This window comes from Arenibacter amylolyticus (genome assembly GCF_002150785.1).
GTDB lineage: Bacteria > Bacteroidota > Bacteroidia > Flavobacteriales > Flavobacteriaceae > Arenibacter > Arenibacter amylolyticus.
On sequence record NZ_MTAZ01000003.1, the window covers coordinates 1 to 13,329 of the forward strand.

Genomic DNA, 13,329 nt, shown 5'->3' on the forward strand with positions numbered 1-13,329 from the left:
CTCAAATTCCTTGAAGAAAAAACTCTTGGTGAATAATGCGGGTTTAAATGCAGCAGCTGTCTGTATTATTGGAGAAAAAGTAGAGAAGAAATTATTCCCTGGAGAGAGTGCACTTGGCAAACAAATTAAGGTGAAGGATGTTTGGCTGAAGGTAATCGGTATTATTGAAGAGAAACTAATCTCCGAAAAAGCACAGGAAAACTTAGGCATCAGAGATCTCAATCAGGATATCTACATCCCTATTAAAACTTTCCTGGTACGCTACCAGGATCGAAAGATACTTACAGACCAGCAACCAGATTTTAGTGGCGGGGGAATGATTATTATGAGCGGAGGTGACAGTGGTCCCAAAAAGAGAATTCCGAGGGGCAATTACCATCAATTGGACAAGCTAACGGTTCAGGTAAATAATTCTAACGAATTAAAATCTACTGCAGAGGTGCTCAGTAAACTTCTTAAGAAGCGACATAATGAGGTGCTCGACTTTGAAATTAGTATTCCAATACACTTATTAAAACAACAGCAGAAGACTAAACAAATCTTCAATATTATGCTCAGTGTAATTGCAGGAATCTCCCTTCTAATAGGCGGAATTGGAATTATGAATATTATGCTGGCCTCGGTCTTGGAGCGCACCAAAGAAATAGGAATTATGAGGGCCATAGGTGCCACAAAACAAGACGTGATTCTACAATTCCTCTCAGAATCTGTATTGATCAGTTTGGGCGGGGGAATAATAGGTATCCTACTGGGTATCGTCTCTTCGTATGCTTTACAATTGGCCACGGGAATAGAAACCATACTATCCTTAAATTCTATTGTATTGTCCTTTTTGGTGGCCATGTTTATAGGACTCATTTTTGGGGTACTACCTGCCAAATCGGCAGCAAACAAAAATCCCATCGAAGCTATAAGACGGGAATGAGACTCCTTAAAACGAATGAAACCATTTTTTCCCACCCATCAAACCATTTAATATTATGAAGAAAAGTATTGTTCTATTATTCCTTTGCTCCAATCTGATGGTCGTAGGACAGACAAAAAAATTGCAACTCTCGGAAGCCATAGACATGGCTAAAAAGAATTCCCCGGAATACAAGGCGGTCCTTAACCAGTCGCAAGCCAGCTATTGGAGGTATCGGACCTTTGTGGCAGAGTATTTATCGTAGTTCCGACTAATAGTCACCCTACCCGAGTATTCCAATTCCATTAGAAGAATAACCAATGACGAGGGCCAAGATATATTTGTAAACCAAAATCAATCTAGGATAGATGGAAGGCTTGCCATTACACAGGCAGTACCGTTTACTGGAGGCTCCCTATCCTTGAGTTCCCAAATGCAGCGAATAGATCGTTTTGGCACCAATAAGACTAGCAACTACTCCTTAATTCCTATTTCTATTAACTATTATCAAAACTCCCTATTCTACAATCCCTATAAATGGGCCCGTATGATAGAACCTTTGCGTTATGAAGAATCCAAACGCGGCTTTATTGAGCGAATGGAGGATATAGCTGTAAGCAGTTGTCGTCGTTATTTTGATTTATTGAAGGCACAAATGCGATTGGAAAACTCCCAAAAAAACCTATTTACCCAGGATACCCTATTGCAAATAGCTAAAGGCAGGTTCGAAATTGGAAAGATTGCGGAGAATGAATTGTTACAAATGGAATTAGGACACCTCAACTCCAAAAACGAAGTAACTACTAATAACATCCTACTTAAGAGAACTTCCCAAAACCTTGCCCGTTATTTAGAGTTGGAAACAGAGGAAATTGAATTGGAAATTCCAGAAAGTTTGGTAGATTTTGAGGTGAATATAGAAACCGCCCTGGATGAAGCTTCCAACAATAGGAAGTCTATAATTGAATTTAGAAGAAGTAGATTGGAAGCAGAGCAAAACCTGGCAAGAATTAAAGGGAGTAATAGGTTGGAGATAAACGTAAACGCCAATTTTGGATTAAACAAAAGGTCTGAGGAGTATGAGGAGCTGTTTCACGATTTTGACAAACAACAGAACGTTTCCGTTACCTTGGGAATACCTATTTTTGATTGGGGGGTATCCAAATCTAAACGAAAAATGGGCGAGGCAGATCTTGGCTTGGTAGAAACCAATATAGAGCAAGAAAAACAAGCTTTTGAGCAAGAAATCTACCTCCACATATTAAACTGGTCTAGTAAACGAGATTTCCTGGCAACTTCAGAGAAGGCAAGAGAAATAGCTACAAAACGGTATCAAATTACTAAGGAAAGATATATTTTAGGTAAAATCACCATCACCGATCTAAATCTGGCCCAACAAGAAAAAGACAAGGCCGAATATGATTATCTAAACTCCTTGGAAGATTTCTGGATAGATTATTACACCCTGAGAAAACTAACCTTGTACGATTTTATAAATGACAGGAAGATTGTAGCCGAAAATATTGAATTTGATTAATGCACCCTAACCCAACTGGGTGGTCCTTCAAAACAAACCCCATACTGTGTGGCCCGCAACTAAAGCAAAAACATAATAGGTATTGTTGATAGTTTTCATAATTTTATTGTTTTAAATAATACCGTATGACCATTACACAATTACAATATGTCCTTGCCGTAGCAGAGCATCAGAATTTTACTCTTGCAGCAGAAAAAAGTTTCGTGACCCAGCCTACCTTAAGTATGCAGGTGCAAAAACTAGAGGAGGAATTGGACATATTAATCTTTGATAGAAGTAAAAAGCCAATCGCTATTACAGAGGTAGGCCAAAAAATAGTAGCCCAAGCAAAAAACATTGTTAACGAAGCCAATCGAATTCAGGATATCGTAGATCAAGAAAAGGGGTTTATTGGAGGTGAGTTTACCTTGGGAATCATCCCTACGGTGATGCCTACCCTTCTTCCCATGTTTTTAAAGATTTTTATTAATAAGTACCCGAAAGTCAACTTGATCATCAAGGAGAAAAGTACGGAAAACCTGATTAGAAATTTGCAGGACGGCCATTTGGACGCTGCTATTGCTGCCACCCCTTTAGAAATAGAATATATAAAGGAGCGTCCCCTATATTATGAACCCTTTGTTGGCTATGTACCATCGTCTCATAGATTAGGCGCTGCCACCCAGCTAGTTCCAGAAGATCTAGACATCAAGGATATCTTATTATTACGGGACGGTCATTGTTTTAGGGACAACGTTATAAATTTGTGCAATACCCCTAAAAATTTCAAGGATGACCATTTTCAATTACAAAGTGGCAGTTTTGAAACCCTTATTAACCTCTCCAATGAAGGCTTAGGCATGACCCTCTTGCCGTATTTAAATACCTTGGAATTGGATGAAAGCAAAAAACAAAACTTAAAAACGTTTCAAAATCCATCCCCTGCCAGGGAAGTGAGCCTTATCTATCACAAAAGCGAACTAAAGGTACAGATTACCAATGCACTATACGATGTTATTTCCAGTGTGGTGCGTGGGGCCATCGCCTTTCAGGATGTAAAGATCATTAGCCCCCTTAGTAAATAGCTGTAATCTACTTTTGTAGTTGTTATGGATTATAAATTAGATTAGAGAGGTAATGGAGAAGCCTGAACAATTAGTAGCACTAAACTTCTTTCTTAATGAAGGTCATCGAGTCAATGAGAAGTATGCAGTAAAATAATCAAAGCCCATTTCAAGAATAATAAAATTATAAATAAAAATGACGGTTCCCTGCCCAAATAGCTTTGGGATAATTTATAAAGCCCCCTCACAGAAACATAAAAAAACCCCCTATAAAGGGGGTCTTGAATTATGTCTTTAAATAAATTAAACTTTGCTGCAATTCTGGTTTGTCAAAAATATAACGCTGTAACCAGTGTTTTAGTTCTTCCAATTCATTTGGTTGTAATCTTGTTACTGCTTTCTTCAATTCTTTACTGAATAATCTAGTGTCAAAACTAACCTTTTGCAGTACTGTTTTGGTGTATTCCAACATAGCATTTGCCATATTTAAATTTTGTTTTTGGTTGATAGGTCTAATATAACCCACATAAGGTATATAATATTACTCACAAATCGTTAAATTATAGTCAAATTGATGTTAAAAAGGATGAACTTGCATTTTTTGATCCCGTTTCGCCTCCCAAAAACGCATTTTTGGACGTTGGCATTTCTCCTATCGGTCTTTCTATTTACCAGCTGTAAGTCACTGAAAAACAACAAGCTTACCACCACGCTAAATAATGAAGTGAGCTCCTACAGCAATCGGGATTACTTTCAGGGAATCTTAATTTACGACCCTATAAAAAGTGATACGATCTATAGCCATAACAGCAATAAATACTTTACTCCAGCAAGTAATACTAAGATCTTCACCTTATATACTTCCCTTAAAACCTTACCTCCGAAAATCCCATCCTTAAACTATGCGGTTAATAAGGACACCCTGTTTTTGGAGGGCACGGGAGACCCCACCTTGCTACATCCCTATTTTAAGGACTCCACCGCTATAAAGTTGGCCTCGAAATATAATAATGTTGCACTCTACCTCAACAATTTTAAAGAAGATAGGTACGGTCCAGGTTGGGCGTGGGAAGATTATGATACTTATTATAGTCCTGAGCGCAGCGGGTTTCCCCTATACGGAAATGTAGTGAACATTCACCTGGTGGATAGCCTACGCGTAGTTCCTCATTATTTTAAAGAGCACGTAGTCCCCATCTCCTACATCAGGAATAGGGAAGAGGATAATAATACATTCTATTTCAACCCCAGCAGAAAAGACACCCTAACCGTCCCCTTCAAGGTAGATACCACCCTAACGAAGCAACTATTAGAGTCCGTTTTGAGGAAGAAAATAAAAATAGTTTCAAAGATGCCTGAAGCTGAAAAACAGACCTTATATAGCATACCGTCGGACTCCCTATACAAACGAATGATGCTAGAAAGCGATAACTTCCTAGCCGAACAATTACTGATCCTGGTTTCTTCCACCCTTTCCGATACCCTTAACAGTGCTAAAGCTAGAAACTACGTTTTGGAAAACTATTTGTCAGATTTAAACCAGAAGCCCCGTTGGGTAGATGGATCCGGGCTCTCCCGATACAATTTATTCTCTCCAGAATCCATGGTAGCCGTTCTTTCCAAGATGGTAGAGGAGTATCCTAAAGAACGAATACTTAATCTTTTCCCAGTAGGCGGAGTTTCGGGCACCCTAAAAAATAGATTTCCCGGGAACCCTACTCCTTATATTTATGCTAAATCTGGGTCTTTGGGTAATAATTATAGCCTAAGCGGATATTTGATTACCAATTCTGGGAAAATTTTGGTTTTTAGTTTCATGAACAACCACTTTGTAAAAAGTGGCAGTGAAGTAAGAAAGACCATGCAACGTATCTTTGAGCATCTAAGAGACTCTTACTAAGTGGCTAAGCTATTGGCATCAACAAACTGAGGGAATTGCTTTAGCAATAGCGCTATTTTCGGCGCGATATAACGTTTACAAAAAGGCTTTTGTGTATCCGTTAGATAATAGTTATAAAACTGGGGATCAGCACTTCTAAAAGCTACAAATGGGAGCACCTGGGTAATCAGTTGCCCGTTAAAAGAAGCTTGTAATTGCTGTAAGTATTCTTTAGACCTTATTGTATCTACCTCCTTAAAGGTATAAATGGCAGACCTATATTTGGTACGCATGCTATGGGAAGAAGTGGAATGATGGGTATGTAGATGAATCAAAATCAAATGAAACAATCCAATGTGATCCTGGTTATACTCCACCACAACCGCTTCGGAAAATGAACTGGCCGCTCCCTCGGACGACACAAACCCCATTTTTACATTTACTACCCCTTTTAAAGTCTGAAAAACAACCTCTGTACACCAATGACATCCACCTCCAAAAGCAATTTCATTTGTTTTAGACATACATCATCATTCGCCCTTATGTTTAAGAATCACATAAGGAATTAATCTGTGCATATTGAAGCAACAAAATGGTTTTAGCATCTTTAATTTCTCCAGTTGCTACCATCTTTAGGGCCTCTTTAAAGGACACCTCCATCACCTCAATATTCTCGGTCTCATTTTTGGCCCCTCCGCCCTCACCTACTTTCATATGTTCGTCATAGGCTCCTATGAAGTAATGAAGGATTTCTGTTACTGAGCCTGGGGACATATAGGATTCAAAGACCTTTTCTACCTGCTCTAATCGATACCCAGTCTCTTCCTCCGCTTCTTTTTTTATACACACTTCTGGGGAGTCACCATCCAATACGCCTGCGCACACTTCAATCATCATCCCATCCTTATTGCCATTTAAATAGGTGGGCATTCTAAACTGTTTGGTTAGAATTACCGTCCCCTTTTTCTTATTGTACAATAAGATGGCGGCGCCATTTCCCCTATCGTACGCTTCCCGTATTTGTTTTTCCCAAGTACCGTTCGCTTTCTTATACTCAAAGTCAACCTTCGTTAGCGTATACCAGTTATCGGAAAGCACTTCCGTTTGTATGTTTCTTACCTTTTCGTTTTTCAAACTCGTTATTTAATGGTGTCCTTTACAAAGCTATAAAATGTTAGGGTATAAAAGCCTTTAAACCTCCCAGATAGAAATCATAGGCTTAAAATCTATTATCCCCATCCAAAATATCTCCTAATCCCCCAAGAATACTACCTTCGCCCTTCTGCTTCCCTTTTCCGGGCACGGATGCCAGTACACGACCTGCAAGCCTACTAAAGGGTAAGGATTGAATATAGACAGTTCCAGGCCCTTTGAGAGTTGCGTAAAAAAGTCCCTCCCCGCCGAAAACGGTATTTCTAATGCCCCCCACAAATTCTATATCGTAATCTACGTCCTGAGTAAAACCGATGATACAACCAGTATCTACCTTTAAGGTTTCTCCCACCGCAAGTGTTTTCTTAGCCGTGGTACCCCCAGCGTGGACAAAAGCCATGCCGTCTCCTTCCAATTTTTGCATAATAAACCCCTCTCCTCCAAAGAGTCCACGTCCAAGTTTCTTTGAGAATTCGATACCCACAGAAACCCCTTTGGCGGCACATAAAAAAGCATCTTTTTGGCAAATAAACTTCCCTCCAAACGCGGTAAGGTCTATCGGAATGATTTTTCCTGGGTAGGGCGAAGCAAAACTAACTTGTTTTTTACCCTGACCAATATTTAGAAATACCGTCATAAACAAGCTCTCTCCGGTAAGTAAGCGTTTCCCAGCAGAGAATAATTTCCCTAAAACGCCACTATCCTGATTGGAACCGTCCCCAAATATAGTGTCCATTTTAATTTCGCTGTCCATCATCATGAAGCTACCAGCCTCGGCAACAACAGCTTCTTGGGGATCTAGTTCAATTTCTACATATTGCATTTCTTCCCCGTAAATGTGATAATCTATTTCATGTGCATTCATTCGCTTTTAGATTTAAGGTTTTACAGTTATCAAGAGTGGCGCCTATACCCTTTTATTTTAGAATCCCAATTTACAATTTGAAAGATAAAAGATACGGGTGCCACCTTTATTTTTTTTGGTATAGGTAGCAGAAATGGAGATTTTGTTACACATTAAAGGGATTCACAAGCTTAGGAGTGAATCATAAAATAATGTATGGGCGTATGGGACAGGGATGGGAATAGCTAATTAGACAGATAAATAGCGTTAAACGACTAAGGGAATTTTAGTTTTTTGACAGGTAGTATTTTGGCGCCGCCTAGCACTGGTAACTGCACCAGCTCCAAGTATCAAAATTGTGCTCCTATAACTCCCTTAACCGTTACACATCTCTAAATATCTCCCAATGCTTTCGATAAAGTTAATGTGGAGTTCACTCTAAAGATCATAGGGAAGTGGTAATCCTTTTACAGTTTAAAAGTCATGACAGGGGTTTTCGCATGATTGGCTACATCCTCCCCGATACTCCCCATAAAAAATCGGTTAATACCTTTTCTTCCATGTGTTGGCAATCCTATAATATCTGCATTCCTACTTTCACCAAAGGCTAATATGCCGCGTTCTACCGTATAATCATTAAATATTTCCACTTCTAGGCTGACTTTGGCCTCGTGGAGAAAGTTATTGATTTTTTTAAAGGCATCCTTGGTACTCAGAAAATTATCTCCGGGAGTATTTACATTTACCAAAATCAACTCTGCAGCAAGTTTATCTGCAATAGCCTTTGCCTTATGGAAAGCGGGAAGATTCTCTAGTTCAAAATCGCAGGCGAAGACAAACCTTTTTACCTCAAAATCTACAATCTCATCCTTGATCACCAGAACGGGAATTTGGGCGTTCCTCACCATTTTTTCCGCATTAGAACCCACAAACAATCCTTTAAATCCCTCTGTTCCATGAGACCCCATCACAATTAAATCTGCATTGTGTTTTTCGGAAATGAGTTTTACCTCACTGTAAACCTTATAGCGTTTAACAATGGGCGTAACCTTTATTCCTTTTAAATAAGGCTTGTCTAAAAACTCCCTAAAGCGCGACTCTGCGAGTTTTATTAAGAATACGGCCTGTTGTTGCAGCACATCTTCATTAGTGGTCATCCAAGAATCGGACAATTCCAACATGTGTAATACAATAATCTCCGAGTCAAATTTTTTAGCAATGGAAGCTGCCGTTTTAAGGGCTATTTCGGAAGGTTCAGAAAAATCGACAGGTACAATAATGGTTTTCATAAGGCATTATTTAAAGGTTGATAATTAATATTATAGTTGTTGTTCTCTTAGACAGCTCTAAATAGTCATGGAAAACAGTCTGGTCTGGGGAGCTTTCCTATGCAACAAAAGATCAAAGGCCATGCAAATATTCCTGACAAAGGGTCGGCCTTTCTCCGTCACCAACATCCCGTCACTCTCTATTTTTAAAAGTCCGTCCCTCTCCATTTCATTCAATCTTTCCCGTACCTCTGCCAGCTCTGGGAACACCATATCCGGGGTATCCGTAGGAGTCTTTAGCCTACACATTAAATTTAGGATGTGTTGGCGAATTACCTTGTCTTCCTCTGTTAAAATATGTCCCTTAAAAATAGGGATGATATTGTTGTGCACAAGGTGTTCGTATTCTTCCAAACTCTTTACATTTTGAGCAAAACTCCCCCAACTATCACTAATACTAGACACTCCCAAGCCAATCATTACTTGGGTTTTTGAGGCCGTGTATCCCATAAAGTTTCTGTGAAGGTCTCCATTTTCCATAGCCTTGTATAAGTTATCGCTAGGTAAAGCGAAGTGATCCATTCCTATTTCGGTATAACCTACTTCTGCCAATAGGGCCTTTCCTTTTTCATATTGTCTCCGTTTTTCCTCTGGGGTGGGTAAATCTGCATCCTGGAATCCCCTTTGTCCGTTCCCTTTTATCCAAGGCACATGGGCATAGCTATAAAATGCCAATCGGTCTGGCATTAATTCCTTGGTACACATAATAGTTTCTTCTACGTGGGCCACTGTCTGAAAAGGCAAGCCAAAGATGATATCGTGACTTATTGAGGTATATCCAATTTCCCTAGCCCAATCCGTAACATTTTTCACATTTATAAATGGCTGAATACGATGAATGGCTAGCTGCACCTTCATATTATAGTCTTGCACCCCATAGCTCACGCGCCTAAATCCTACATCGTAAAGAGCTTGCAAATGTTCCTTTGTAGTGTTATTAGGGTGCCCCTCAAAACTGAATTCGTACACTTCTGCTTTTTTAGCCGTCTTAAAAAGCCCATTAATCAATTGGGTTAAATTATCAGGTGAAAAAAAGGTGGGGGTTCCCCCTCCTAGATGGAGTTCTTTAATAATAGGTTTCTCGGGTAGTAAATCACAGTAAAGCTCCCATTCCCTTAATACATTGCTGATATATGGGTTTTCTACTTCATGGCGTTTTGTAATTCGTTTGTGACATCCACAAAATGTACATAGGCTTTCACAAAATGGAAGGTGGATATAAAGACTAATTCCTTCGGAAGTATTGCTCGCAACAAAACTATCTACTAGGGTAGATTTCCATTGTGCACCAGAAAAGGTTTCCATATCCCAATACGGAACAGTTGGATAACTAGTATAACGGGGTCCAGGAATATTATATTTTTGAATTAAAGGGTTCATAAAGTTATTGTTGTGAATGATTGGGCAAAGTTAAGTGCGCCTCCCCACTTAAAACATGACGCTTATCAGGTAATGCACCGCCCAACCCATCAATAAGAAAGGAGTTTCCCTTATACTTTAAGGAATATATTAGCCCCAATCGTTATAAAAATGGATTTTTACCCCATTTTTCTTAAATACATAAATCTACTCCGTCATTAATTTTATAATCCATATTTTTGCAATCCTAAAAACAGCAAATTATGACATTACTTTTGATGGCCGCGGGAAGTGGCAGCCGATATGGAAAACTTAAGCAATTTGATACCTTGGGTCCTAAGGATGAATTCTTAATGGAGTTCAGTCTATACGACGCCATAAAAAATGGTTTTGAGCATGTTGTTGCCATTACAAAAAAAGAGAATGTAGAAGATCTTAAGGAGCATCTTTCCCAAAGGTTACCAAAGAACATAAAGCTAGATGTACTTGCACAGGAAATAGACGATTTACCAGAGGGAGTAACCTATACCGGTGACCGTGTAAAACCTTGGGGTACGGCACATGCCGTTTGGACCGCAAGAAATGTGATTGACGGCCCATTCGCCATTATAAATGCCGATGATTATTACGGGAAAAACGCCTATAAAAGTGCTTCCGATTTTATAAGATCCAATAATAATGAGTCTACCTACGGATTGGTTGCTTATACGCTAAAAAATACGTTGTCCGAGCACGGTTCCGTATCTAGGGGCGTGTGTAAATCTGAAAACAACAAATTAACCTCTATCCATGAACACATCCAGATTGAGAAAAACGGAGATGTTATTAAAGATTTGGATACTGGAACCGAATTTAACGGTGAGGAATTGGTGAGCATGAACTTCTGGGTATGTCAGCCTTCCATATTCCCCTTTATCACAGGTTATTTAACAGATTTCATCAATAATAACGACAACATTGCGAAGGGCGAAATATACCTTCCATTTGCCATTAAGGAAATGATAGATCAGGAGCTGATAGATGTAGATGTCCTTGCTTCGGACAGTCAGTGGTTTGGAGTAACCTATGCCAGTGATAAAGAGACTGCGGTTACAGAATTACAGAAAATGACGGACAATAACGAATATCCATCTCCAGTGTGGGATACCCTATAGAATTACCCATTGATGATTGAAGAAAAAACCGGCATGCTCAATAAGGTATTGGGCAATTTTAAGATAGATCAAAAGACCTATCAGTTCCAAGAAATAACCCAGGGGTATATCAATGACACCTATCTGGTACTGGACCAGAGCGGGCCGTTGTATATTTTACAGCGAGTAAACCGCAATGTCTTTAAGGATATTAAGGGGCTAATGGGAAATATTTCCAATGCCTTTAATTACCTTATAGATCAGGATTATACCCCTATTGCGTTATTAAGAACCCAGGAGGATGCTCCCTATTTTGAAGAGGAGGAAAAGGGGTATTGGAGGTTGATGACCTATATCAACAATACCGTTGCCTATGATAATGCTACCAACATCCATATAGCCCATGAGGCTGGAAGGGTGGTTGGAAAATTTCATCAACTTTTGGCGAAGGCCTCTTTGGACGACTATGTGGATACCATTCCACAATTCCACGATCTTGCTTTAAGGGAGCAGCAGTTTAATGATGCCATAAAATCTGCTGAGGCAGAAAAGTTGGAGGTTTCCAAAGCTTCCATCGAATTTGCCAAAGCCACCTTGGAAAAATTAAAAGTGATTAACAACTCCAAGCTCCCCCTACGTATCTGTCATAACGATACAAAATTGAATAATATTCTCTTCTCCAAGGAAAGTCAGAAGGCCTTATGCCTCATCGATTTGGATACTTTGATGAAAGGATATTTTTACTACGATTTTGGGGATGCCATAAGAACCGTTGCCAATACGGCCATTGAAGATGAGCAAGACCATAGTAAAATCACCTTTAAGCGCGACTTATTTGAGGCGTTTATAGATGGGCTAGAGGCCAACGGTCCCTTTTTACAAAAGGAGGAACTAGATACTTTGGCATGGGGAGCTGTTTTTATGCCCTTTATCCATGGTCTTAGGGCACTGACGGATTACCTGAACAACAACATATATTACAAGGTATCTTATGAAAATCAGAACCTAGACCGTTGCCTAAGTTTGTTCCATTTTACCAATAAAGCCCTACAGGAGATAGATTTTATGCAAGAGGTGATTAAGCAAAAGCTAACCCCCTTAACCAACAGCTAATAGCTCCATAGTAGATTACATTTTTTGGGTAGAGTCCCGCACTACCAAACTTGTTTTAATAGTTTGTGTAGCGAATTCCTTTGTGGTATTTTCTTCCATCCGTTCTATCAAGATATTTGCCGCTGTTTCGCCGAGGAATGTTCCATGTTGGCTAACAGCGGTTAAGGACGGGGTTACATACTGCGATAATTTCCCATTGGTAAAACCAATTATAGAAATATCCTGCGGAACTTTATACCCCCTACTCTTTACAATTCTTAAAACTTCTACCGCGGTAATTTCGTCTAACGCCATGATTCCGTCTATTTTTTGGTGACTTAACAAAAGGGACATCATCAATTCTAGATCGGTATTTTTAGAGAGGCGTACTACCAACTGATCATTATAGGGGATGCTAGCCTCCTCCAGTGCCTTTTTATAACCCGAGACCCGCAGTTTCCCTACGCTAGAATGATCGATAGCGGTTACTACGGCAATGCTGGCACAGCCCGTATCTAGCAAATACTTGGTGGTTCTAAATCCTGCTTCATAATCATCTACCACCACCTTATCACATTCAATTTCATGGGAGACCCTATCGAACATTACCATGGGAATTTGCTGCTCTAACAAATTGTGAATATGGTCTAACTTATTGTTAAACTGCGTTTCCTCTGCCATGGAGATGATGATACCATCTACCGTACCACCCCCTAAAAACCCGAGTGTTTTCACCTCCTTTTCATAAGACTCGTCACTAATACAACTCAACAGATTATACCCCCTATCATTGGCTACTTTTTCGATTCCAGAAAAAACCTGGGTAAAAAAGTAATTGAGGATATTAGGCACTACCACACCTATGGTTTTTGTCTTCTTCTGACGTAGGTTTAAAGCCAATTTATTGGGCCGATAGTTATTTTCTTTGGCATACTGCTGAATCTTACTCTTTAGTTCCGCGCTAATTTCATGGTTATCATTAATTGCTTTGGATACGGTTGATACGGAAACATTAAAAGCTTGGGCTATCTTTTTTAAGGTCATTTTTTTCATGGACT

The 13,329-nt window shown here is 39.5% G+C and carries 14 protein-coding genes; 7 read left to right on the forward strand and 7 right to left on the reverse strand.

What is annotated here, in order from left to right:
• The 4 genes from BV214_RS00645 to BV214_RS00655 all read left to right on the forward strand — a co-directional run.
• Positions 1-925, forward strand: a 925-nt coding sequence (locus BV214_RS00645; protein ID WP_140157695.1) for an ABC transporter permease, incomplete at its 5' end; no start/stop codon positions are given.
• 55 nt (positions 926-980) lie between these two features.
• Positions 981-1,169 carry a hypothetical protein gene (locus tag BV214_RS16940; RefSeq protein WP_245806718.1) on the forward strand — a complete coding sequence of 63 codons (189 nt, stop codon included), beginning with the start codon at positions 981-983 and terminating at the stop codon, positions 1,167-1,169.
• 168 nt (positions 1,170-1,337) lie between these two features.
• Complete coding sequence (locus BV214_RS00650; RefSeq protein ID WP_245806719.1) at positions 1,338-2,441, forward strand: TolC family protein; 1,104 nt, start codon at positions 1,338-1,340, stop codon at positions 2,439-2,441.
• A 125-nt stretch (positions 2,442-2,566) separates the two neighbouring features.
• Positions 2,567-3,505, forward strand: coding sequence for a LysR substrate-binding domain-containing protein (locus BV214_RS00655; protein WP_086475552.1), 939 nt, complete (start codon positions 2,567-2,569; stop codon positions 3,503-3,505).
• 265 nt (positions 3,506-3,770) lie between these two features.
• Here BV214_RS00655 and BV214_RS00660 read toward each other — a convergent pair whose 3' ends face one another.
• Positions 3,771-3,968 (reverse strand): hypothetical protein, encoded by a 198-nt coding sequence (locus BV214_RS00660; RefSeq protein ID WP_086475580.1) that lies wholly within the window; start codon positions 3,966-3,968, stop codon positions 3,771-3,773.
• A 102-nt stretch (positions 3,969-4,070) separates the two neighbouring features.
• Between BV214_RS00660 and BV214_RS00665 the strand changes: the two genes are divergently transcribed.
• Positions 4,071-5,384 carry a D-alanyl-D-alanine carboxypeptidase/D-alanyl-D-alanine-endopeptidase gene (locus tag BV214_RS00665; protein ID WP_086475581.1) on the forward strand — a complete coding sequence of 438 codons (1,314 nt, stop codon included), beginning with the start codon at positions 4,071-4,073 and terminating at the stop codon, positions 5,382-5,384.
• Here BV214_RS00665 and BV214_RS00670 read toward each other — a convergent pair.
• The 5 genes from BV214_RS00670 to hemN all read right to left on the reverse strand — a co-directional run bounded on the left by BV214_RS00670 (position 5,381) and on the right by hemN (position 10,067).
• Entirely contained in the window at positions 5,381-5,887 is a 507-nt protein-coding gene (locus BV214_RS00670; protein WP_086475553.1) for a peptide-methionine (S)-S-oxide reductase, read from the reverse strand. The genes BV214_RS00665 and BV214_RS00670 overlap by 4 nt on opposite strands.
• Before the next feature lie 22 nt (positions 5,888-5,909).
• A complete protein-coding gene (gene nudK, locus BV214_RS00675) occupies positions 5,910-6,497 on the reverse strand; it encodes a GDP-mannose pyrophosphatase NudK (protein ID WP_086475554.1) in 588 nt (195 codons plus the stop codon).
• An 85-nt stretch (positions 6,498-6,582) separates the two neighbouring features.
• On the reverse strand, positions 6,583-7,380 hold the full coding sequence (locus BV214_RS00680; protein WP_086475555.1) for a TIGR00266 family protein: 798 nt from the start codon (positions 7,378-7,380) through the stop codon (positions 6,583-6,585).
• A gap of 446 nt (positions 7,381-7,826) precedes the next feature.
• Positions 7,827-8,648 carry a universal stress protein gene (locus BV214_RS00685; protein WP_086475556.1) on the reverse strand — a complete coding sequence of 274 codons (822 nt, stop codon included), beginning with the start codon at positions 8,646-8,648 and terminating at the stop codon, positions 7,827-7,829.
• A 57-nt stretch (positions 8,649-8,705) separates the two neighbouring features.
• Positions 8,706-10,067, reverse strand: a complete 1,362-nt coding sequence (gene hemN / locus BV214_RS00690) for an oxygen-independent coproporphyrinogen III oxidase (RefSeq protein WP_086475557.1) — start codon at positions 10,065-10,067, stop codon at positions 8,706-8,708.
• Between the two features lie 242 nt (positions 10,068-10,309).
• Between hemN and BV214_RS00695 the strand changes: the two genes are divergently transcribed.
• Entirely contained in the window at positions 10,310-11,200 is an 891-nt protein-coding gene (locus BV214_RS00695; protein ID WP_223883410.1) for a nucleotidyltransferase family protein, read from the forward strand.
• Between the two features lie 12 nt (positions 11,201-11,212).
• Positions 11,213-12,292, forward strand: a complete 1,080-nt coding sequence (locus BV214_RS00700) for a phosphotransferase enzyme family protein (RefSeq protein ID WP_245806720.1) — start codon at positions 11,213-11,215, stop codon at positions 12,290-12,292.
• A gap of 15 nt (positions 12,293-12,307) precedes the next feature.
• Here BV214_RS00700 and BV214_RS00705 read toward each other — a convergent pair whose 3' ends face one another.
• Positions 12,308-13,315 carry a LacI family DNA-binding transcriptional regulator gene (locus BV214_RS00705; RefSeq protein ID WP_245806721.1) on the reverse strand — a complete coding sequence of 336 codons (1,008 nt, stop codon included), beginning with the start codon at positions 13,313-13,315 and terminating at the stop codon, positions 12,308-12,310.
• Positions 13,316-13,329 lie beyond the last annotated feature (14 nt).

What these genes read in the sequence shown, in the direction of transcription:
- BV214_RS00680 (WP_086475555.1), bottom strand. Translation starts at nt 7,380, where the DNA reads ATGAATGCACATGAAATAGATTATCACATTTACGGGGAAGAAATGCAA.
- BV214_RS00695 (WP_223883410.1), top strand. Translation starts at nt 10,310, where the DNA reads ATGACATTACTTTTGATGGCCGCGGGAAGTGGCAGCCGATATGGAAAA.
- BV214_RS00655 (WP_086475552.1), top strand. Translation starts at nt 2,567, where the DNA reads ATGACCATTACACAATTACAATATGTCCTTGCCGTAGCAGAGCATCAG.
- BV214_RS00685 (WP_086475556.1), bottom strand. Translation starts at nt 8,648, where the DNA reads ATGAAAACCATTATTGTACCTGTCGATTTTTCTGAACCTTCCGAAATA.
- hemN (WP_086475557.1), bottom strand. Translation starts at nt 10,067, where the DNA reads ATGAACCCTTTAATTCAAAAATATAATATTCCTGGACCCCGTTATACT.
- BV214_RS00665 (WP_086475581.1), top strand. Translation starts at nt 4,071, where the DNA reads ATGAACTTGCATTTTTTGATCCCGTTTCGCCTCCCAAAAACGCATTTT.
- BV214_RS00705 (WP_245806721.1), bottom strand. Translation starts at nt 13,315, where the DNA reads ATGACCTTAAAAAAGATAGCCCAAGCTTTTAATGTTTCCGTATCAACC.
- BV214_RS00660 (WP_086475580.1), bottom strand. Translation starts at nt 3,968, where the DNA reads ATGGCAAATGCTATGTTGGAATACACCAAAACAGTACTGCAAAAGGTT.
- BV214_RS16940 (WP_245806718.1), top strand. Translation starts at nt 981, where the DNA reads ATGAAGAAAAGTATTGTTCTATTATTCCTTTGCTCCAATCTGATGGTC.
- BV214_RS00700 (WP_245806720.1), top strand. Translation starts at nt 11,213, where the DNA reads ATGATTGAAGAAAAAACCGGCATGCTCAATAAGGTATTGGGCAATTTT.
- BV214_RS00670 (WP_086475553.1), bottom strand. Translation starts at nt 5,887, where the DNA reads ATGTCTAAAACAAATGAAATTGCTTTTGGAGGTGGATGTCATTGGTGT.
- BV214_RS00650 (WP_245806719.1), top strand. Translation starts at nt 1,338, where the DNA reads ATGCAGCGAATAGATCGTTTTGGCACCAATAAGACTAGCAACTACTCC.